The sequence below is a fragment of the Pseudomonas sp. KH_050 genome (assembly GCF_057838875.1).
Map to the genome: position 1 here is coordinate 869,486 of NZ_CM174478.1, position 21,288 is coordinate 890,773.

The window sequence follows — 21,288 nt, forward strand, 5'->3', positions numbered from 1 at the left end:
CAGAAAAATCTGAATGATCACCCACTACATATACGTGCGCAGATTCCCTGTAGACCCTCGCGTCTGAGCCTTATCGCGTGCCTGCTTGGCCTTGACCGATGACGCAGATCACCTGGGTCGACCTACAGGACCCGGAAAGGCGACTCGACGATGACCGGCATTGGCTTTTTGGGGATTATCTTTAGGCCCCACACTGCAAAAGCTCATACATATGCGATGACTACTCAATAGAAGGGTGGGATGCTGTGATCACTCCGGTGACCCAACGTGCTATCTATCGATTGGTCTTGTTACTTCGGGAGTTGCTCAAGGTGGTCCTTTCGTCGAAGGCCTTGGGGATGTCGTCTGCGTTCTGCTTGGCGGCTGTTCTGGGTGACCTTGCGGGATAGCTGTATGATGCCAACACGATGAATCAAGCTCGGGGCGGAAAATGGGAGTGTTTGACTTGTATTCAAAACGTCAGAAGCGACTGCGCGGCGAGGTTGTTGACGTATACGTCTACGATACGTTGCCCGTCACGCTTCGAGTGCAATTCTCATTTATGATCAAAGAGCTTCTGGGTGATGAGAAACACTATCGTCAATACGATCAGCCCAAGCGGGTTTACAATGAGATTGTCAAAATTTTAAAAAAGGAATATGGGCAGCAAGCCTTAATGCCTGGGTTAAACAAACTTAATTACGACGGTGCATATGACGAGCTGCACGATTTCCTTCTGCTTGAGCCGGACATTGAACGGTGTCTTGACGCGGTAGAATTATGTTATTCAGTTGGTGATGCTTTCGCTCGAAAGCATTCTTATATGAGTAAAAATGGCGCCGATGCACATGTTACTGAGTGTTTGCAGGAGCTGAATGAAAGATTTAAAGAGGCAGGGTGTGGCTACGAATTAGTCGACGGGAAAATTATTCGCATTGATTCGCAGCTTCTACATTTGGAAATCGTAAAGCCTGCCATTGGGTTCCTCAATGCTGACGTGTATTCAGGTCCACGCGATGAGTTCTTGGGGGCGTATGAGCACTACCGCCATGGCAACCACGAAGAGGCGTTGGTCGATGCCCTCAAGGCCTTTGAAAGCACCATGAAGGTCATATTGACCGCCAACGGAAAACCCTATGGTGCTGGCGACACCGCTTCGAAGTTGATCTTGGCGTGCAGGGATGCTGAACTCATGCCCGCGTACAACGAAGCGCAACTCCAAGCCTTGGTCAACGTACTCACCAGCGGCATACCGACGCTGAGAAACAAGAACGCTGGACACGGGCAGGGTGAAGAGATCAGAACTGTAGAACCAGAGATTGTCGCCTATGGATTGCACTTAACGGCTTCCGCAATAGTCATGCTGGCGGGTCTTGAGTCAAAACGCAGATTGGCTGTTTGAGAATCTGACAGAAAAATCTGAATGACCACCTCACTACCTGTACACGCGCAGGTTCCCCCGTACGCCCTCTCGCCTTAGCCTTAACGTGTGTCCGCGTGTGTCCGCGTGTGTCCTTAGCGGGCTCGCGGGCTGCTCTGGAGGATGGCTTTTCGGCATGTGTGGGTTTGTAGCGAGGTGTCACAAGTTCTGTCATAACCCCTGTCACAAGTCGTTGCAATGGTGTTCCCGATCTCGCTACGATGGAGCTCCCTTACTCCTTGTGGACTCTCAGTCTGCAAACCGAAGATCCCGCGTCTCACCCAGCAACAACGGGCGATTCAGCTCAGTGACCTCCCTGATATAGTCCCACAGCAGGGTGATCCGCTTGAGCTTTCTCAGGTCCTCCCGGCAGTACATCCAGAACTGTCGGGTGATGTTGATCTCTTCTGGCAGCACCGGCAGCAGGCGCGGGTCCTGAGCGGCCAGAAAACACGGAAGGATCGCCAGTGAGCGGCCCTGTTGCGCGGCGACATACTGGGCGATCACGCTGGTGCTGCGCAGGGTGGCGCTGGCGCCGGGCAGTACGTTGGCCAGGTAAAGCAGCTCGGAGCTGAATGCCAGATCGTCGACATAGCTGATGAACTGATGTTTGCCCAGGTCTGCCGGGCGGCGTATTGGCGGGTGTTTGTCGAGATAATCCTGGGTCGCGTACAGCTGCAACCGGTAGTCGCAGAGTTTGCAGCACACGTAGGGGCCGTGCTCCGGACGTTCGAGGGCGATGACGATATCCGCCTCGCGCTTGGACAGGCTGATGAAGTGCGGCAGCGGCAGGATGTCCACCGAGATCGCCGGGTAGGTGTCGACGAAGTGGCTCAGCTGCGGGGTGATGAAGAAGCTGCCAAACCCTTCGGTGCAGCCCATGCGCACATGGCCCGAAAGCGCCACGCCAGAGCCCGAGACCTGCTCGCAGGCCATGTGCAGTGTGCTTTCGATCGACTCGGCATAGCCCAGCAGACGCTGGCCTTCGGCGGTCAGCACGAAGCCGTTGGTCCGCGATTTTTCGAACAGCAAGGTACCCAGCGCACCTTCCAGTGAACTGATGCGTCGCGACACAGTGGTGTAATCCACCGCCAGGCGCTTGGCGGCCGTGCTGGCCTTGCGGGTACGGGCGACCTCGAGGAAGAACTTCAGGTCGTCCCAGTTCAAAGAGCTTAAAGACGTAATGTTTTTTTGCATGTTGGACCGGCTTTTATGTGCGTTCTTATTAGAAGTTTGCACATCTATACTCCAAAAACAGTCCGATAACCAATTCGAGACGCACCCTCATATCAAGGCGACGACACGCCTTGGCTGTCTGCCTCACCACTCTCTTCAATAACAAGAAGCCAGGAGACCATCATGAACGCATCTCTCACGCCAGACGAAACCACCCTGCAACGGGTCAAGCTGCTGATCGACGGCGAATGGGTCGAGTCGCAGACCACCGAGTGGCACGACATCGTCAATCCGGCCACCCAGCAAGTGCTGGCCAAAGTCCCCTTCGCTACCGCCGCTGAAGTCGACGCCGCCATCAGCGCCGCCCATCGCGCCTTCCAGACCTGGAAGCTGACGCCGCTCGGCGCGCGGATGCGCATCATGCTCAAGCTCCAGGCGTTGATTCGCGAACACTCCAAGCGCATTGCCGTGGTCCTCAGCGCCGAGCAGGGCAAGACCATTGCCGACGCTGAAGGCGATATTTTCCGTGGCCTGGAAGTGGTCGAGCACGCCTGCTCCATCGGCAGCCTGCAAATGGGCGAATTCGCCGAGAACGTCGCCGGTGGCGTCGATACCTACACCCTGCGTCAGCCGATCGGCGTCTGCGCCGGGATCACCCCGTTCAACTTCCCGGCAATGATTCCGCTGTGGATGTTCCCGATGGCCATCGCCTGCGGCAACACCTTCGTGCTCAAGCCTTCCGAGCAGGACCCGATGTCGACCATGCTGCTGGTGGAACTGGCAATCGAGGCCGGGATTCCACCGGGCGTGCTCAACGTGGTGCACGGCGGCAAGGACGTGGTGGATGCGCTGTGCACCCACAAGGACATCAAAGCCGTGTCGTTCGTCGGTTCGACCGCGGTCGGTACCCATGTCTATGACCTGGCCGGTAAACACGGCAAGCGCGTGCAATCGATGATGGGCGCAAAAAACCACGCGGTGGTGCTGCCTGATGCCAATCGCGTACAAGCGCTCAACGCTTTGGTCGGTGCCGGGTTCGGCGCTGCCGGCCAACGCTGCATGGCGACTTCGGTGGTGGTGCTGGTGGGCGCGGCCAAGCAATGGCTGCCGGACCTCAAGGCACTGGCGCAGAAACTCACCGTCAATGCCGGCAGCGAGCCAGGCACCGATGTCGGTCCAGTGATTTCGAAAAAGGCCAAGGCACGTGTGCTGTCGCTGATCGAAGCGGGCATCAAGGAAGGCGCGAAGCTGGAACTCGACGGTCGCGATGTCAAGGTTCCGGGGTTCGAACAGGGCAACTTCATTGGCCCGACCCTGTTCTCCGGGGTGACCACCGACATGCAGATCTACACCCAGGAAATCTTCGGTCCGGTACTGGTAGTGCTGGAAGTCGATACCCTTGATGAAGCCATTGCGCTGGTCAACAGCAACCCGTTTGGCAACGGCACTGGCCTGTTCACCCAGAGCGGTGCGGCAGCGCGTAAATTCCAGACAGAAATCGATGTTGGCCAGGTCGGTATCAACATCCCGATTCCAGTGCCGGTGCCATTCTTCAGCTTCACCGGCTCCCGTGGTTCCAAGCTCGGCGACCTCGGCCCGTACGGCAAACAAGTGGTTCAGTTCTACACTCAGACCAAGACAGTCACCAGTCGCTGGTTCGACGATGAAAGCGTAAACGACGGTGTTAACACCACCATCCATCTGCGCTGATCGAGGAGAAGAACATGAAGATTGCATTTATCGGTCTGGGCAACATGGGCGCGCCGATGGCGCGCAACCTGATCAAGGCCGGTCACCAGCTGAACCTGTTCGACCTGAACCAGGCGGTGCTCGCCGAACTGGCTCAGCTGGGTGGCACCATCAGCACTTCACCTCGTGAAGCGGCTCAGGGCACCGAGTTGGTCATCACCATGTTGCCGGCCGCCGCCCATGTGCGCAGTGTCTGGCTGGGTGAAGACGGCGTGTTGGCCGGGATCGCCAAGGGTGTGCCCGCAGTGGATTGCAGCACCATCGACCCGCAAACGGCTCGCGATGTAGCGCAAGCTGCTGCCAGGCAAGGCGTGGACATGGCCGATGCCCCGGTCTCCGGCGGCACCGGTGGCGCCCAGGCAGGCACCCTGACCTTCATGGTCGGGGCGACGCCGGAGCTGTTCGCCACCTTGCAACCGGTGCTGGCACAAATGGGCCGCAACATCGTCCTTTGCGGTGAAGTCGGCACCGGGCAAATCGCCAAGATCTGCAACAACCTGCTGCTGGGGATTTCCATGGTCGGCGTCAGCGAAGCCATGGCGTTGGGCGACGCCTTGGGAATCGACACCCAGGTGCTGGCCAGCATCATCAACAGCTCGACCGGGCGTTGCTGGAGTTCGGAGATGTACAACCCATGGCCGGGCATCGTCGAAACGGCGCCAGCCTCGCGCGGTTACACCGGCGGTTTCGGTGCCGAGCTGATGCTCAAGGACCTGGGCCTGGCCACTGAAGCCGCGCGTAAGGCGCACCAGCCGGTGGTACTCGGCGCAGTGGCCGAGCAGCTGTATCAGGCAATGAGCCAGCGTGGGGAAGGTGGCAAGGACTTCTCGGCGATCATCAACAGCTATCGCAAACCCCTGTAGCTGCCACAGGTTCGGGCCGCGTTCGGACGATCTTTTCGCAGGCAACCCGGTAGCAATCTTCCGAGAGCCCACATAGGGTGGGCTCTCGGATTTTTTGTGTTTGATGAGGCACTGATCCCTCAGTAGCAGCTGCCGAAGGCTGCGTTCGGCCGCGAAGCGGTCGCCATTCTGAATGTCATATCCATCTGACTAACTGTGGTCTCAGGTTTTACGACCGCTTCGCGGCCGAACGCAGGCTGCGCCAGCTGCTACAGGATTAGGCAAACACAAAATACTTGCGCACGGTCTCGACCACTTCCCATGTGCCAGTCATCCCCGGTTCGATAACAAAAATATCACCCGCCCGCAGATGGATCGGCGCCATGCCGTCCGGGGTGATCACGCAGTAGCCTTCCTGGAATACCGGCTTCATACCACCTATTGACACCTACCGAATTCATGCCAGCCTATGGACATTCATAGGAGACCGCGCATGGCCCGAATTGAGTACATCAGACTCAGACTCAGACTTAGAACCACGGTGAAAACGAACTCGATCTTCGTTGCGCACTCGGCTAGCTCAGAAAGTTTTGAAGTAGTAGAAAACGTCCCCCAAGCCTACTGGATTGATGGAGCGCCCTGGCATGAAGCAAACCTTTGGTTTCTTCATCTAGTTCGAGCGGTTCAGCTACGAATGAACTCGATTGCAACCGCGCACGCTTATGCCACATCTTTAAAGCTCTACATGGCTTTTCTAGAAGAAGAAAAAGTTGAATGGTGGTGCTTTCCGAAGCAATGGAGCGATAACGTGCTCCTTCGCTATCGTGGATATCTTATAGGCCTGCGACAGGAGGGTAAGTTAGCATCGTCCACTACCAAAAGACGTATGAATGACATTATAGTTTTTTATAAGTGGATTATGGCAAATGACCTGATTAATCCCGAGTCCGCTCCGTTTGAAGAGGAAATTGTACATAAGCGTATCGAATCCTGTGCGGGATTTAAGAAAACGTTAACAATCCGGAAAAGTCGCATATCAATCCCAGATGTACGGGATCGTAACGGATTGGAGGATGGGTTGCTACCTGTTACTAAGCTGCAGAAAGGGCGGATTTTAGACGTTGCTAAAAACTACTCGAGCGTAGAACTTTATCTAATGCTGCTGCTGGCATTTTCTACTGGTTTGCGCTTAGGGTCTGTCTGTGATTTAAAAGAAAAGACTATTCATGATGCTTTAAAAATTGCTGGCGAGAACGACCTGTTTGCTTACTTGCATGTAGGGCCAAATGTCAAGGGGGCACCAGTCAAGACCAAATTCGATAAAGAAGGAAGGGTAATAATTCCAATAGAGGTATTACGTGCGCTTAAAGATTACATCGCCTCGGTGAGGCGAATTGAGCGGCAGGCCAAAGCCAGTGATGCAAACAAAAGTATCGTTTTTCTAAATCGCTTCGGCCGGCCTTATGTTCGTGGTGGAAAAGATAAAAGCAGTGTGGTCAATGTAGAGATTTTACGCCTCAAGACACACGCGAGGTTACTCGGTTTCAATTTCGATGATTTTAAATTCCATCGAGCGAGAGCGACCTTTGCTAGCGAAGTAGCTGCAACGGGACTCTCCGTCTTCGGAGTGAAAAGAATGCCTTTGGTTATTGGTCTGGTTCGAAAACTTTTGATGCATAAAAAAGAGGAAACTTCATTAGCGTACGTAAGCTTTGTTTTGGAGGACAACCTCCTCGAAGAGTGGGCAAATGAATATTTTGCGAAGCACATCATGGCTGAGTAATAGAATTAATGACTAGTGTGATTCCTGATTTGACATTTCCCATGATGCGCTACAGCTCTCTTCATGTTCCGCACGACCTACGGGTTTTTCTCTATGTTGGAGCTTCAAGCTTGACAGAGAGAGAAGCTCATCGGCAGTTGTCGGAGGGCGTACTAGAAGATCTTTCAGTAGAACGATTAGAGCTAGTCGAAGGCCTGCATGATTTTTTGTCTTGTATTGTTATTGGGGGGCGCTCAGAACGGACATTTAGAGCCCACTACAAAAGCTTAAAGGGGTTTTTCGCATATGTTGATGTCGGAGGTTATCAAGTAAATATTTATAATGTTGAAGGAGTATTCATCGCTTGGGCAAATGGAGTTTCTCAGCGTCTACAGCGATCGGAGATATCTAAAAATACTGCTAGTTACTGGGTTTCAAAAGTTGCTAAATCTCTTGAGGATATTTTAAGTATAACTTCAACGGCGCTTTTGAAGAAGACTCGGCTAGGCAAAACAAAAAGCCAAGATAGTAATTTCTCTGTATCAGCGAAGCATAAAACATTCGATGAGACTCGAGAGTTTGTATCAGATTTGTTGGATCTGATAGCGCTGTTATCACAAGGCGAAGCGCTATCAACGCTGCCGCTCCGATTGACAACAGCACTTAGTGATAAGGTTGATTTCAATCGCGGTGGTAGTGGACGTAACTTTACTGCAAACAAGGGCAGCGAGTCAGAGCTGGTGTTGGAGATTAAGGAGGGCAACTCGAAGAGTGAGCGTACATTCATGAATCTGCGGTTGTTGTGTGAGCTTCACTACTTTATTTTTTATACAGGAACAAATCTCGAGGATGCCAAAAAGCTAGATTTGGCTAACATAAAAGGATGGACAGAGGAAAGTGGAAGGCGCTATCGTACTTACAAAGAGCGCAAGGGAGGGTCAGTTAATTATAAAGTATATGAAAAGTTTGTAGCCCATTTTGAGGCTTTTTTAGAATTTCGATCACGCGTTGTCTTTAGGCGTCCGTCATCAAGACTTTTTCCTTTTATTAAAGATGATAATGTAAACCAGTCTGATGTATTTCATGCTTCCTCGTTGCGTTTGTTGTTGCAACGTTTGGGTCGTCCGTATATCTCGCCCAGTGCGATTCGTACGTACTTACTCAATGATGTCTTCGAGTATGCGGAGAGTGCCAAGCTTGCTGCAGGTGTGGGTCAGCATAATGTGCACACTTTTGTTAAGTCATATATGCGACCGAAGTTGGAGGTGGCCGCTACTCAGTGGACCCAATTTTTCGCTACAGTGGAAGAAGAGTTGAACGCCATCGCGCCTGGTCGTTGTAGCTCATCGATACCAGTTAAAATAGTGACGCTGGAGCATCTAGGCGCTGAACCAAATTGCTCTAATTCGGCCGGCTGCTTATTTTGTGAACAGTATCGGGGTGTGACAAGTTTTGATTATATATGGTCGTTATTAAGTTACCGTAAGGTAAAAAATAATGAAGGGTTTGTTGATGTTGGAATGGCATCTAATAGCGCGTTGTCTTCGGTTCAGGCTGTCCTGTTAAGAATCGATCAGATCGTAGAAGAGTTTCGAAGAGTTAGCAGTGCGGCTGAGGAGTTTTACTTAGATGCTTTGTCCCGGTGCGCGGACAGCGATCATCACCCAAAATGGGCAGGATATTTAGAAATTATGGACTTAGTATGAAGCTTGAATATTTTAGCAATATCCTTCATGAAAGTATCGATGAAGCTAATCCTAGCTACAAGCTCACAACTTTTCCGCCGTCTAATGATTTTCCAATGGCGACTGATTTGAGCGGGAAAGTGATCAGCAGATACGGTGACGATTACTATGATCACTCAATAACCTGTGGTCGGCCAGTATTGATCAGCATAGCAAATGGAACGCGTCATAAATATCCAATCTCGCGTAAAAATCAAGATGTTCTTAGAGTGTTCGCAGCTTATATGCAGTTCGGCGACTTGGGGAATCTATCGCCGAGAACGATGAAGAATCATGTGGATTGTCTAAGACAGATACTCTACTTTTGTCAGCTGAAGTTTGTTGAGGTTCAAGACTTGCAGCGATATCCGCTCGTTCAGCATGAATTGGTGAAATGGTTTTCAGATAAGTCGCCGTCTAGAATGAAAGTTTTTAAAAGCGTATTTCGGGAAATAAATGACGGACGTCAAATGCTGGGGTTTAACATCTTTGACTCCGAAGAATTGGCGAGATTTGAACTTTACATCAACGATGAACACGAGACGGTTCAGACTGCCTATATTCCATTGAGAGTTTGGAATTATCAATTAGGCCGATTGAGTTATTTTCTCCAGAGATATCTTGATCATCAAAGCGTGTTCGAGCAAATGTTTGAGGAGTTTCTTGCTGCTTATCTGACCAACTGTGGGAGTATTGAGGCCGCCACAAGGTCAGGAGCACTCGGAAATAAATCCCCCTTTAAAAAAAGCAAACGTAAAAATATTGTCTATCTTGGGACATTTTCAAAATATGCCGAAAAAATGGAAGTCTTAGATGTTATCTCAGAGCTCATTTATGCCCAACCATCGGGCGAGATATCTGTGAAGGCTGGGGCTAAGCCGTTCGGGAGATACTTAAATGCGTTGTGCTTCATAGGTCAAATTTTCCTAATTAATTTTAGTGGTGTACGTGTCTCTGAGGCTGCTGGATTGCGCAGTAACGCTTTCTTCAAAGATATTATTGGCGGCGAAACTGTTTACTTTCTTAAGGGGGCTACGAAAAAAACGTTAAGGGATGACAATGCGTTATGGGTCACATCTCCAGTTGCGGAAATGGCAGTTCGTGTCATGACTTCGATAGCTAAAATGAGGATGAAGGTTGCGTCCTTAGATTCTAGAATTAATATGTCACCAGAAGAGATAGATAATCCCTATCTGTTCGTTTATGGAATAGAGCCTTGGTTGCCATCAAAAATTGATATTTCTGAAAGGCCTGTAAGTATTCGAGCTTGGATGTCATACGGCCAGTGGCGTGAGAGATGTGCTGGTCTATTCGATGAGAAATGTATAGCGATAACTCCAGAGGATCTTAATAAAGCATTGCTTGCAACTCCAAACCTAGACCCCGAAAAATACGCTGTTGGTCAACCCTGGCCTTTTGCTCATCACCAGTTACGACGCACTTTATATGTTAATGCATGCCGGTCAGGCCTAGTGACTGAATACTCTGGCCAGTGGCAACTAAAGCACTACTATCTTGGTATGTCTAGTTATTACGGGAGAAATTACTCAAGCCTTGAGTTAAATCAGGGGGTTGGAGATGAATTCCTGATTGAGCTCCATAAACAGTTGGCTTGTACGGCGCTTGAATTGAAAAGTGAGAATTACATATCATTAATTTCCGAGAAACATAAGCAGTCGGTTCTAAATTTTTTGCAAGATGATGAAGTGAAGAAGTTGCTTAAGCTTGTCAAGGAGGGGAAGTTTAGCTTTCGTAGGAACCTGTTGGGGCTGTGCTTTTCAACGTCACCCTGTCAGTATGGAGGATTCGACAATATTGTAAATTGCGCGGTGTGCAAAGAGGGACTGGTTGATAAAAGAAATCTTTCAAAGCTAGAGCGATTTATCAAGATAGTCGCTTTTGAACTCGAGCATGAACTCGCGGACACCCCGCGATTTGAAAGTCTTCAATCTCAGCATAAAGTAGCAACAAACGCTATCGAGGCAATCACAATTGGCTAATCATGAGATAGGCGAAGCGGAAAAGCTGTTCAGAGCTGCTTTCGAAAGGCTGAAGGGGAACGTACCGGTTATTTTGCCCCCGGGAACTGAGATGTCCCAAAATAATGTGGCGAAGGAAGCTGGCAGAGACCCTTCAGCTTTGAAGAAGGAGAGGTACCCCCTCCTGATCAAGGAGATCAAGGCATACGTCGCTAATGCAGTGTTTCTCAAGCCTGAGTCCGCAGGGCAGCGGTTGAAGGTAGCGAAGCGAGTTAACCAAAACCTCAAAGAACGAGTCGCATTACTCGAGTCGGATAGAGATCTCGCGCAGAGTCTATTGGTGCAAGCACACGAGACCATCCTAGCGCTGACGAAAGAGAACGAAGCTCTCAAGTCTCAGCTGCCGCCTTCAAATATCGCTGAGTTCAGCACGCATCCGCGTCTTCCGCGCTAGTAACTGGAAAAATTGACTCCAAGGGAGACGATGGATTCCCGGATGCCGGCTATTACTGTCCAAAAGGCTCAAGTGACTATGCCGTTTGTAGTGGGTTAATAAGTTGTAAGCGATCCATAAACCACAAATTCAAAGTCACCACCTGATCCACGATGCTGTGCTCCCGATTCCTTTCCGGAGCCAGTACCTCATGATGCGTCCCGCTGCAAAAGTCGAAAAAGTCTATCTCTACCCCAAGCCCGTCGACTTCCGAAAATCCATTGATGGCCTCGCTGCGCTCTGGTCGAGCGGGACATCAAGGTCGTGGTGTTTGACCGTAACCGTCCGGCCAACACACCTTCCTGATCCCAACGCTTAGGGCGATGGTGTTCACCTGTTTAAGTGGAGACCATTTTTAGCCTCTACAAGCGGATCTCCATGCGCCAACGAACCTCTTAACCCAAGCCCTTCAAACCTCAAGTCGTCCAGGAATACCTGCAACCAGGCGCATCTGTGACCAGCATTGCGCTGAGCCGACATCAACGCCAATCTCGTGCGCAAATGGTTCCTACCGCGACCATTGTGGAGTGCATAGGCGATGTGGGCCGCGATGCTGACGCTCATTAGGCCGTCACTCAGGGTACAGTTGACCCCAAGGGACAGTTTCGAGGATCGTAGTTACCATAGCGCACGCGGCCTTTTACTGCCTGCACCTCGCGGTTGGCCAACTTGGTTATGTAACTGATGGAGCTAATACGAGAAGCTCGTTGTTGGACGTTTTGAACAACGTAACCAATAGTCGTCCATTTGCGATGGCGATCTTCAGGAAGCAAACGGCTGCGTGCGGTCTGGGTGAGGCTTATGCAAAGTTTGTGGCCATCCGATATTGCGGTGCTCGTGCACAACTCAAGCGGGGGGGGGGACTCACCGTCCTGAAGGCTCAACGCGGATTAGCTATGTACTCGTGAAGTCGAAGACAACTCATGAAGGGGAAACATATCGGGTAGGAGGCATTTAGGCTCGCATTCCAGTGTGCCTGCTATCCGATACAGCTTCTCCACAGTGATGTTTACCTCGCCGCGTTCAATACGTCCCATGTAGCTACGATCGACTCTGCAGGCCAATGCTAAGGCGTCTTGGGACAGTCCTTTAGCCTTCCTCTGTGCTCGTATTTTTTCGCCCAGTGCCTTTGCCAGCTGATGCATAACCGCCTCGGTTCCCACTAAGGCGGCACTATCCTGCGTTTGCGGATGAATCAGCCACGGACTATAATCCGTTCTTTTGGTTGTTTCGCGAATTTCCCCCCTCAGGTGCCTGCATGAAATCGGATTCATTCATCTTCGACAGGCGGCTCTACAACCTATTTCAGCGGGGGGGATTTGGGCAGTTTACAACCCGTGAATTACGCGATGCCTACGCCAAAAACTTGGAGGAAATGACCTTCAATGTCAGTGACCTGCGAAGATATGTGTACGAGCAGATCCGTCGCATGCTGCGCGCTGGGTGGGTCATTCAGGACGAAAAACGCCGTATGCGAGGCCAGGTCTACCACCTGCAGCCAAAACCAGAGCATCTGCAGTTGGAACTCATCGATAACGGGTTTGAGAACAGCCTCAAGCCTGTGAGCAAGCAACTGCAAGAGCAAGCTCAGTACGCTCAGAATGTAAGCTTGGAAACACCAGAGTTAGATGTGACTCAGCATTTGGAGTCAATTCTTAAGGAAATTCGTCTCGACTTCCTTTCGTCGATGGGAGAGGCAGAGCGTTACAAGCAGCTTCTCGACGAAATGCCGCACCTCAAAGACCGGGTTGAGGGTGAATATCTTGAAGCACGGGATCGCAGCTCTCGTCTTCTGGGCCACCTCCGTGCAGTCGAGAAGACTCTCAAGACAATTACGTCGACACGATGAGAGCGTCGCTGAGAAAGTGGCAGAGTCGATGCGTTGAGACGGCGCTGGAGCACTACATCGCTACACCGCACTTCTTCTGTCAGGCAACACCTGGCGCCGGGAAGACGCGTATGGCCGCAGAGTTGGCCCGATGTCTGTTACAGCAGGATAAGATTGATCTGGTGCTCTGTTTTGCGCCGTCATGCCAAGTTGTGGACGGCTTTCGGTCAACATTCTCTGCAGTGCTTGGCAGACGCTTGGATGGTTTGATAGGTGCCGTCGGCACTGCCAGCACCTATCAGGCGATGGAATACCAAGAAGAGGCTTTTTGGAAGCTCTTCGATGACTATCGCGTTTTTGCTGTATTCGACGAGATTCATCATTGCGCCGGCCACGATCCGCTATTAAGCAATGCCTGGGGGCAGCACATTCTCCAGAGGATGCAAGATCGTGCGGCCTTTACCCTGGCTCTATCTGGTACGCCATGGCGCTCCGATGATAAGGGCATTGCTCTTGCCCGTTACTCCAACCCAGAAGGGCGTGTGATCTGCGACTATCGCTATGGGCTAAAAGAGGCCATTGCTGACGGAGTCTGCCGATCACCTCGTATCGTTCTGCTGGATAACCACATGTTGAGGCTTACGGAAGAGCTCAATAATGGCAGCACCATCAGGCTTTTTCCGAGCATCACTAAGCTTTTGCGTGAGTCTCCCGTCTCATACGAGGATCTTCTTTGCCATGATGACGCGCTCAACCAGATGCTCAGTCTGGGGAGTGAGAAGCTCGATGAAGTCCGAAAGATAAAGCCGGATGCCGCCGGCCTAGTAGTGGCTACCAACATTGAGCATGCCCATCAGGTGGCTTTGGTACTGGAGGCCAAGGGAGAAAGTTGCCGGGTCGTGACCAACAGAACCCCAGATGCTCAGCAGGTGATCAACGAATTCAAAAGCAGCAGCTGCCGCTGGATAGTTGCTGTAGGAATGATCAGCGAAGGGACTGATATTCCTCGCTTGCAGGTTTGCTGCTACCTAAGTCGTATTCGCACAGAACTGCACTACCGACAGGTATTGGGGCGAGTTCTTCGGCGCATGGGCGAAACTGACGACCAAGCGTGGTTATTTGTGTTAGCGGAGCCAACGCTCGAGCGATTTTCCCTGCGTATTGCGGATGATTTGCCTGAAGATTTGGCAGTTTTAAGCCATGTTCATGCGCCTAAGGTAGGTGCCTGTTCGATAGCTGATGATATTACTGTCGCTAGGCAAGATGGGGGGGCTGAAAATTTTGGCTCCGTATCTACCAGTATTGGTGCGGGTCACGTTTTATTGCAGAGCGGTTTGGCAGCGACACCGTCCTATCAAGTCAGTTTTTCGCAACATTACCGCCAACAGTTGTTGGCAGTTTTCTGATGTTTTTTGGTATCCGTCCGGCAAAGTCATCTAGCCCGCTCGGCGAAGCCAAGACATGGTGTGCACTCAAAATTAGGTGGACACCATCGCCTCAAGCGACGGCGTCAGGAAGGTGTGTTGCCCAGACGGTTACAAACCGGCGTCAACTCAAACTGGCGAATGCGCGTCAGGTTCCAAGCGAGCCAAGGTCAACCGCTGCTGTGTATGGTGAGTAAGGCGCATGACACCCGCCTGTGCCTCAGAAAGTGATACCTGCCTGTCTACTTCCTGAGTGGCACGTTGCGCCAATTCAACCTGGATGCTGAGCGCTGCTAACGGGCTGCGTAATTCGTGCGCTGCATCAGCGATGAACGATTGGTTTCCGGCTCTGGAAATCTTCCGCCCACCTCCATGCCAAGTTTTCCAACCGGAATGCCTGAGACAGCTATTCTCACCAGGCCATAGAGTCATCCACTAGTTTGATTTGGATCAATCTCTCCGTTGCTTTGCGAGCTAGACTGAAAGCTGATACGACGTAATAAGTCGAGGAAGGACTCCATGTACTGGTCCCGCCGTCACCGCCGAAGCCTATTGCACCTTACCCTTGTGGTATGGGTGCTGGCATTGGTCGTGATGGCATTCCAGGGTTGTTTGGTACAGCCGGATCACAATATAGCCGAGCCACACAATGCCGATCAGTATGTGGTGGATGGCCATGACCTCCACGCCAGTGGTTGCCTTCAGAACTGTGAAGACACTGCCTCCGCAATAAAACCTGCATCGCAGGTCCCAGCATTAGACCCCATCGACGGGGCAGTCCTTTTGCTGTTAACAGCGGCAATTCTAATGCTGCTTAACCCCGAGGAAAAATCCTCCTTCGCTGCTCTTGCACTGAAGCGCCCCGCACCGCCGGGAAGGCCAGTCCGCCTGACTTTCGTTCGTTCCAACGATTAACCCCCTACTTCAAAGTGGCCGGGCACCGGTCGCTCTGTCTTGCTGCGCCGCTTTTTCGCGACTCAGTTATTCCTGCTTATCCCTCACAATCTCTGGAGTTCATCATGCAAGCGCATTCTAAATTGGTTCTAGCTGCCATCTTGGCTAGCAGTGCATTCATTGCCTCTGCCGAGGATGCGCATCACCCGGCCGACGCACCAGGTGGCTCAACCGCGAGCACCACATCAGCGCAGCCAGCCATGAGTAAAGCCATGACCGAACAAATGCAGAAAATGCAGGTTGCGCATGACAAAGCTGCGGCGGCTAAAACCCCCGTCGAGCGTCATGCCGCCATGCAAGAAGGCATGAAAACGATGAAGGAGAGCATGGCCATGATGAGCAAGGAGCACGGCGCAATGGGTTGTATGGACATGTCTGGGACTAAGGACGGCGGAGGCAGGGAAATGATGGACATGATGATGAATATGATGGAGCAGCAGTCGTCCATGATGGAAATGCCAATGAAGAAGTAAATAAGCAGTAGCGCTGCTGCAAATAGCATAGCACTGGTGCTGGCTGGCTTAGTACTGACAGCGTCCCTCTGATTTGTGTTGTTGCTAAAGGCTCAACCCATGAATAACAGGTGACCGGCATGACGAGGTCGCTTACAGAGCAGTCAATGATGAGTCCTTGGCAGTAGGAGGTCGAGATGGATCACGAACCACAAGCGGACAACACTCAGAACCGCTGGATGCGCTGGGCCTTGGTCGCTATTGCCAGTTCCTTTCTGCTAAGTGAGCGCACAACACACGTGCAGAGAGTCTTGCCCTACCTGCTATTAGCCGCCGGCCCACTGATGCACCTGTTTACACCCCAAGACCACGGCGACCATCAGCAAAGGCACGAACAGCAATCACACCCGGCAAGCGAGGAGAACCAACCATGAACCATACTCAATCGGCCTACGGTCTCTGGTCACTGGTCATCATCAACTCATTAGTGTTTATCTTGTTCGCCTTCAGCTTCACCCGGCCTAAGACGAGCCGCGATTGGCGCTCCTTTGGTATGTTCTCGGCTTTCCTGGTGGCTCTGTTTACCGAGATGTACGGTTTCCCGCTGACTATCTACCTGTTGATGCCCTGGCTCACTCGTAACTTCCCTGCCATCGACTTCCTCTCGCACGACGCAGGGCATTTGCTCGAAACAGTTATGGGCTGGAAGGTCAATCCGCACTGGGGTCCATTCCACATTATCAGCAACCTGCTGATCGCTGGCGGCTTCTGGTTATTAGCGGCCGCCTGGCGTGTGCTCTACAAGGCCCAAGGTACTGGGCAACTAGCGCTCGACGGGCCCTATGCGCGGATCCGTCACCCGCAGTACGTTGGCTTCGTGCTGATCATGTTTGGCTTTCTGTTGCAGTGGCCGACATTGATCACCCTGGTGATGTTTCCAATCCTCCTGTTCGTCTACGCCAAGCTGGCGAAGCGGGAAGAACGGGAGATGCTTGCGCACTTCGGCGATGCCTACCGCACTTACTGCGAACAGACTCCGGCGTTCCTGCCCTGGTCAGCCCCCCACAGTCCCAACACCCCTACTGACGCCCCTCCAAGCTCAGGAAAACAGCCATGAACGCTCCCTGGAAAACCGGCATTTCTCTGGCCCTGACCATGGCCATTTCCTACACCATCTGTGCGCTGCTCTATGCGCTATGGCCGGCGCAGGGTATCGCCTTTCTCAGCGCATTGTTCCATGGACTCGACTTCGGTCGTCTTCAAGCTCCGCAAGACTACAGTGTGACGACTTTCGTCGGGCCACTGCTGGTCTTGAGCGGATGGGGAGCGTTGGTCGGCACCTTGTTTGCCTGGCTATCCGGCAAGCTCCATGGCAAGTCTTGATAGCCGCTTCAGGCAGGAGACAGTGATGAACGAATCACACATGCAGCACAGCCAACATCAGCAGACGCTTGCATCAGGGAAAATGGCGAAAGATCCGATCTGCGGGATGATGGTAGATAAGACCACTGCGTTGTCACGGGAACGTGGCGGGCGCAGCTATTACTTTTGCAGCGATACCTGCCTGCGTACCTTCGAGTCGCCAGAAAGTGAACTGAAGGCGATGAAAACCCGCGTCACTATCGCCCTGACTGGGGTACTGGCTTTGGCGCTACTGCGTGCGGGCGCCTTCATCGCGCTGGCCGCCGGTGCCACACTGCTGACTTGGGTGCCGATCCCGGCGCTCCCGTGGTTCACATGGGGTATATGGCTATTTCTGCTGGTAACACCGGTGCAGTTCATCGGTGGCTGGAGTTTCTATAAGGGGGCGTGGAACGCCATTCGCACCCGTAACATCAACATGGATTTTCTGATCGCCCTAGGCACGTCGGTCGCCTATTTCTACAGCGTCGCGGTGTTGTTCTTCCCGGACGTTTTGCCGGTCAAGGTGGCCGAGCGTGACGTCTATTTCGAGGTGTCGGCGGTCATCATCGCCTTCGTCCTACTTGGTAAGTACATGGAGGAGATCATCAAGAAGAAGTCCTCAGCCGCAGTACGGCGCTTACTTGATCTCAAACCAGCAATCGCGCACGTGATTCGTGATGGGCAAGAAGTCGATCTGCCCGCTGAAAACGTCATGGCCGGTGAGTTCCTAGTGGTCAAACCTGGCGAAAAAATCCCCACCGATGGCGATGTAAGTGAAGGTCAGTCAACGGTGGACGAGTCCATGCTGACCGGCGAGTCGATGCCCGTCGACAAACACCCAGGCAGTCCGGTGATCGGAGGTACGCTCAATGGCAGTGGCGTACTCACTTTCAAGGCGAGCAGGATCGGTGCCGATACCGCACTGGCGCAGATCATCAAGATGGTCGAGGAGGCACAGACCAGCACGGCGCAGATCCAGCGGTTGGCCGATCAGGTCACTGGCTACTTTGTGCCGGCAGTGGTGGCGGTCGCTCTGCTGGCCTTGGTCGGCTGGTCTCTTGCGGGGAGTTTTCCGCAGGGGCTATTGGCCTTTATCGCGGTTTTGATCATTTCCTGCCCCTGCGCACTGGGCGTGGCGACGCCCGCCGCGTTAATGGTCGGTGTCGGTAAGGGGGCCGATAACGGCATCCTTATCCGAGGCGGCGAAGTATTAGAGCGGGCAGAAAAACTGAGTACGGTAGTGTTCGACAAAACCGGCACTATTACCCGAGGCGAGCCAAATGTAACCAATGTGATCCCGCTCAGCACGGCCCTGGAGACCGAGGTCTTGATGCTCGCCGCCGCCGTGGAGTCCGGTTCAGAACATCCGCTCGGCGAAGCGATAGTGCGCGCCGCCCGGCATCGCGGCATCAGCCTGCCGAAAGCGACCGGCATCAACGGAATCGCCGGTCACGGCATCGAAGGCAGTATAGATAGTCGAAAAATCTGGCTGGGTAATCGGCGTTTATTCGCCCGCCAAGGCATTTCGACCGAGGCTGCCGAGGAGATACTCTTCAGCCTAGAAGCCGATGGCAAGACTGCCATGCTGGTCGGTGTCGACGACTGCTTGCTCGGGGTGATTGCTGTTGCTGATACCGTTAAGCCTGAAGCGGTTGAAGCCGTCGCGGCATTGCTGGCAAGCGGCATCAAGGTCGTGCTGCTGAGCGGCGACAACCGCCGTACTGCCGAAGCTGTCGCGCGGCAAGTCGGCATCGAGCGAGTTATTGCCGAGGTCTTGCCGGACGACAAGGCCGCAGTGATCCGACAACTGCAAAGCGAAGGGCAGGTCGTGGCCATGGTTGGCGATGGTGTCAACGATGCACCAGCCCTGGCCACCGCTGACATCGGCATCGCCATCGGCTCGGGTTCCGATGTAGCCAAGGAAACCGGTGGCATCATCTTGCTTAAGAACGATGTGCGCGACGTCGTCACCGCGATCAAGCTGTCGCGCGCAACTATGGTCAAGATTAAGCAAAACCTGTTCTGGGCTTTCATTTACAACAGCATCGGTATTCCAATCGCGGCCTTCGGCCTGCTTAATCCCATCATCGCTTCCGCAGCTATGGCACTCAGTTCGCTGTCTGTGATCGCCAACTCCGCGCTGCTGAAACGTGCCCGTATTGGCTTAAGTCAGGAGGCCAAATCATGAAGCGCGAAGTTTTTATTATCTGCCTCCTGGTGAGTGTTGTGGGTATCGCAACGGTGGTTTACCTGTTGGGGCTGACTGGCAAATCGTTTGTCATAGCAGCGATTTTCTTGCTGTGCCCGGTCTTGGTCGGGGTGCAACTTTTTCGCGGCGTCCGCCAATTTGATAAGGACATGGCGGAGGCTCACCGGCAACTGAAAAGGAAGAATCTGCCTTGACACATTATGCGATTCACCATCCTAAGGTGCCGACGCATTGGACACGTAAACCGCTGCTCTGGCTCCCTATGCTCACACTTGCGATAGCCCCTCAGCAGAAGTTGAAGTTGCCTTGCGTTACCGCTGTCCCTCTCATTCCCCCCAAGGAGTGCCATCATGAGTCGACATAAATTACCCCAGCGCAGTGCCGGGAGTGCCAACTGGTACTTTTTAGGCTTCCTAGCCATCGCCGGTTATTTCCTATTCACCGAGCACAGGGCCCACGTCGTTCCGTATCTGCCATTCCTGCTACTACTGGCCTGTCCACTGATGCATTTGTTCATGCATCGTGGGCACGGTGGGCGTGGCGAACATGGCGGTGGCGGTGGCCATCAGCACACCAGCGAGCGCAATAGCCTAGAGCATCAGCACGAGCAAGTTGCTGTACCCGATAACAAGACGGAACGTCCCGATCGCCCTGCATGATGGACTCGTCATATATGCATAATGCCACTGAGCTAGTCGATCTTCGGCTGGCCCATGGTTCGAATTTTTTGAAACGGGGCATGAGTAGAATCAAGACGTAGCCGTTGATCATGGTCAAAAAGCCGGACTTTGGGCTCCCATTGAACGACCACACGTCGGACACTATCAGCGGCCCCCCCCGACATTGATACAGATCAAACAGATGAACCCGGCTGGCGACACGATTGGGCAACAGTTCCATAATTCTACGACCCGTCGCTGCCAGGCACGACCGCGTCTCTTCGTCACCGTTTAGGAGGTTTGTCATGTCCAGACAACAACGTTTCCTGCTGGTCGTTTCGCCATTGATGCAGCACAGTGCAGCCTTCGACAGGGCTGCCGCGCTGGCCAAGGCCGAAGGTGCGGTGTTGCACATCGTGGCTTTTGACTATCTCGAGGGTCTGGCGACAGCCGGCCTGGTCAATGAGCAAGCGCTGGAACAAATGCGTGTGGGCTACATCGAGCGACACCGCCAGTGGCTTGAGGAACAGGCCAGGCCCCTGCGCAAAATCGGCGTCGAGGTGACCACTGAGGCGGTATGGGTCGAACGTCCTCTGGAAGAAATCCTGATACACCTCAAAGAACAGCCCATGGACATGCTGATCAAGGCGTTGGAACACGAATCGCTGTTGACGCGGATCATGTTCACGCCCCTTGATGTGCACTTGCTGCGCGAGTGCCCTGTGCCGTTGCATTTTGTTAGCAATGCCCGTCACGCCTTGCCGCGCAAGATCGTCGCCGCAGTAGACCCCTTCCATCACGTTGACCAGAACCAGGATTTCAACGATCGGATCATCCGTGAAGCGTTGAAACTGGCAATGAGTTGCAATGCCGAAGTCGAGGTGTTGTACGCCTACGACCTGTCATCGATCACCTCGTCGGAGTTCGGCTTTGGCCGCGGTACAACCTTTTTTTCCTCAACCATGGCCAAGACCGTGTACGACGCCCAAGGCGAGGCCTTCAACGCATTGGCTGAGCGCAACGGCATACCGCCCGCGCAACGCCACCTGATCATGGGCAATCCGGCCAAAGTCCTGGCCAGTTATGCTGATGCATATGACGTCGATGTCATCGTCATGGGCAGAGTGAGCCGTCGAGGACTGGGCAAACTCATCGGCAGTACAGCGGAGCACCTGCTCTACAAAATGCCTTGCAGCATGTTGGTGGTCTCTGCTGAACAACTCGAGGATTGAAT

The 21,288-nt window shown here is 52.9% G+C and carries 21 protein-coding genes and 1 pseudogene; 18 read left to right on the forward strand and 4 right to left on the reverse strand.

The window, feature by feature from the left end; translation table 11 throughout:
- The first annotated feature begins 436 nt into the window (after positions 1–436).
- Complete coding sequence (locus AC3IUA_RS04000) at positions 437–1,381, forward strand: abortive infection family protein (RefSeq protein ID WP_489359225.1); 945 nt, start codon at positions 437–439, stop codon at positions 1,379–1,381.
- A gap of 267 nt (positions 1,382–1,648) precedes the next feature.
- Here the strand turns inward: AC3IUA_RS04000 and AC3IUA_RS04005 are convergent, their stop codons facing one another.
- Positions 1,649–2,596 carry a LysR family transcriptional regulator gene (locus AC3IUA_RS04005; protein WP_489359226.1) on the reverse strand — a complete coding sequence of 316 codons (948 nt, stop codon included), beginning with the start codon at positions 2,594–2,596 and terminating at the stop codon, positions 1,649–1,651.
- Between the two features lie 162 nt (positions 2,597–2,758).
- Here AC3IUA_RS04005 and AC3IUA_RS04010 point away from each other — a divergent pair, with 162 nt between their 5' ends.
- Both AC3IUA_RS04010 and mmsB read left to right on the forward strand, forming a co-directional pair.
- Positions 2,759–4,285: a CoA-acylating methylmalonate-semialdehyde dehydrogenase gene (locus AC3IUA_RS04010; protein WP_489359227.1), complete on the forward strand. Its 1,527-nt coding sequence runs from the start codon at positions 2,759–2,761 to the stop codon at positions 4,283–4,285.
- Between the two features lie 14 nt (positions 4,286–4,299).
- On the forward strand, positions 4,300–5,187 hold the full coding sequence (mmsB, locus tag AC3IUA_RS04015) for a 3-hydroxyisobutyrate dehydrogenase (RefSeq protein ID WP_489359228.1): 888 nt from the start codon (positions 4,300–4,302) through the stop codon (positions 5,185–5,187).
- A gap of 256 nt (positions 5,188–5,443) precedes the next feature.
- On the opposite strand, the pseudogene AC3IUA_RS04020 reads toward mmsB, so the two are convergent.
- Positions 5,444–5,587, reverse strand: a pseudogene (locus tag AC3IUA_RS04020) (cupin domain-containing protein); the annotation flags it as partial.
- A gap of 72 nt (positions 5,588–5,659) precedes the next feature.
- Here AC3IUA_RS04020 and AC3IUA_RS04025 point away from each other — a divergent pair.
- The 4 genes from AC3IUA_RS04025 to AC3IUA_RS04040 all read left to right on the forward strand — a co-directional run bounded on the left by AC3IUA_RS04025 (position 5,660) and on the right by AC3IUA_RS04040 (position 11,085).
- Positions 5,660–6,949 carry a tyrosine-type recombinase/integrase gene (locus AC3IUA_RS04025; protein WP_489359229.1) on the forward strand — a complete coding sequence of 430 codons (1,290 nt, stop codon included), beginning with the start codon at positions 5,660–5,662 and terminating at the stop codon, positions 6,947–6,949.
- Between the two features lie 8 nt (positions 6,950–6,957).
- A complete protein-coding gene (locus tag AC3IUA_RS04030) occupies positions 6,958–8,634 on the forward strand; it encodes a hypothetical protein (RefSeq protein WP_489359230.1) in 1,677 nt (558 codons plus the stop codon).
- Entirely contained in the window at positions 8,631–10,652 is a 2,022-nt protein-coding gene (locus AC3IUA_RS04035; RefSeq protein ID WP_489359231.1) for a hypothetical protein, read from the forward strand. Before AC3IUA_RS04030 ends, AC3IUA_RS04035 begins: the two co-directional genes overlap by 4 nt.
- A 91-nt stretch (positions 10,653–10,743) precedes the next feature.
- Positions 10,744–11,085, forward strand: a complete 342-nt coding sequence (locus tag AC3IUA_RS04040) for a hypothetical protein (protein WP_489359232.1) — start codon at positions 10,744–10,746, stop codon at positions 11,083–11,085.
- Between the two features lie 929 nt (positions 11,086–12,014).
- On the opposite strand, the gene AC3IUA_RS04045 is transcribed toward AC3IUA_RS04040, so the two are convergent.
- A complete protein-coding gene (locus AC3IUA_RS04045) occupies positions 12,015–12,269 on the reverse strand; it encodes a helix-turn-helix domain-containing protein (protein WP_489362226.1) in 255 nt (84 codons plus the stop codon).
- A 113-nt stretch (positions 12,270–12,382) separates the two neighbouring features.
- Between AC3IUA_RS04045 and AC3IUA_RS04050 the strand changes: the two genes are divergently transcribed.
- On the forward strand, positions 12,383–12,973 hold the full coding sequence (locus AC3IUA_RS04050; protein WP_489359233.1) for a hypothetical protein: 591 nt from the start codon (positions 12,383–12,385) through the stop codon (positions 12,971–12,973).
- On the forward strand, positions 12,970–14,358 hold the full coding sequence (locus AC3IUA_RS04055) for a DEAD/DEAH box helicase (RefSeq protein ID WP_489359234.1): 1,389 nt from the start codon (positions 12,970–12,972) through the stop codon (positions 14,356–14,358). The genes AC3IUA_RS04050 and AC3IUA_RS04055 overlap by 4 nt, the downstream gene beginning before the upstream one ends.
- Positions 14,359–14,505: 147 nt before the next feature.
- Here the strand turns inward: AC3IUA_RS04055 and AC3IUA_RS04060 are convergent, their stop codons facing one another.
- Entirely contained in the window at positions 14,506–14,808 is a 303-nt protein-coding gene (locus AC3IUA_RS04060; protein WP_489359235.1) for a histidine kinase dimerization/phospho-acceptor domain-containing protein, read from the reverse strand.
- 87 nt (positions 14,809–14,895) lie between these two features.
- On the opposite strand from AC3IUA_RS04060, the gene AC3IUA_RS04065 reads away from it, so the two are divergent.
- The 9 genes from AC3IUA_RS04065 to AC3IUA_RS04105 all read left to right on the forward strand — a co-directional run bounded on the left by AC3IUA_RS04065 (position 14,896) and on the right by AC3IUA_RS04105 (position 21,286).
- Positions 14,896–15,291 carry a hypothetical protein gene (locus AC3IUA_RS04065; RefSeq protein ID WP_489359236.1) on the forward strand — a complete coding sequence of 132 codons (396 nt, stop codon included), beginning with the start codon at positions 14,896–14,898 and terminating at the stop codon, positions 15,289–15,291.
- Between the two features lie 104 nt (positions 15,292–15,395).
- Positions 15,396–15,803: a hypothetical protein gene (locus AC3IUA_RS04070; RefSeq protein ID WP_489359237.1), complete on the forward strand. Its 408-nt coding sequence runs from the start codon at positions 15,396–15,398 to the stop codon at positions 15,801–15,803.
- A 218-nt stretch (positions 15,804–16,021) separates the two neighbouring features.
- Positions 16,022–16,216 (forward strand): DUF2933 domain-containing protein, encoded by a 195-nt coding sequence (locus tag AC3IUA_RS04075; RefSeq protein ID WP_489362228.1) that lies wholly within the window; start codon positions 16,022–16,024, stop codon positions 16,214–16,216.
- Positions 16,213–16,899 (forward strand): methyltransferase family protein, encoded by a 687-nt coding sequence (locus AC3IUA_RS04080; protein ID WP_489359238.1) that lies wholly within the window; start codon positions 16,213–16,215, stop codon positions 16,897–16,899. Before AC3IUA_RS04075 ends, AC3IUA_RS04080 begins: the two co-directional genes overlap by 4 nt.
- The gene (locus AC3IUA_RS04085; RefSeq protein WP_489359239.1) at positions 16,896–17,165 is read left to right on the forward strand and encodes a DUF5676 family membrane protein; all 270 of its coding nucleotides are present in this window, start codon (positions 16,896–16,898) and stop codon (positions 17,163–17,165) included. The genes AC3IUA_RS04080 and AC3IUA_RS04085 overlap by 4 nt, the downstream gene beginning before the upstream one ends.
- Before the next feature lie 25 nt (positions 17,166–17,190).
- Positions 17,191–19,374 (forward strand): heavy metal translocating P-type ATPase, encoded by a 2,184-nt coding sequence (locus AC3IUA_RS04090; protein ID WP_489359240.1) that lies wholly within the window; start codon positions 17,191–17,193, stop codon positions 19,372–19,374.
- On the forward strand, positions 19,371–19,589 hold the full coding sequence (locus tag AC3IUA_RS04095; RefSeq protein ID WP_489359241.1) for a hypothetical protein: 219 nt from the start codon (positions 19,371–19,373) through the stop codon (positions 19,587–19,589). The genes AC3IUA_RS04090 and AC3IUA_RS04095 overlap by 4 nt, the downstream gene beginning before the upstream one ends.
- A gap of 156 nt (positions 19,590–19,745) precedes the next feature.
- Positions 19,746–20,054, forward strand: coding sequence for a DUF2933 domain-containing protein (locus AC3IUA_RS04100; protein WP_489359242.1), 309 nt, complete (start codon positions 19,746–19,748; stop codon positions 20,052–20,054).
- 305 nt (positions 20,055–20,359) lie between these two features.
- A complete protein-coding gene (locus AC3IUA_RS04105) occupies positions 20,360–21,286 on the forward strand; it encodes a universal stress protein (protein WP_489359243.1) in 927 nt (308 codons plus the stop codon).
- Positions 21,287–21,288 lie beyond the last annotated feature (2 nt).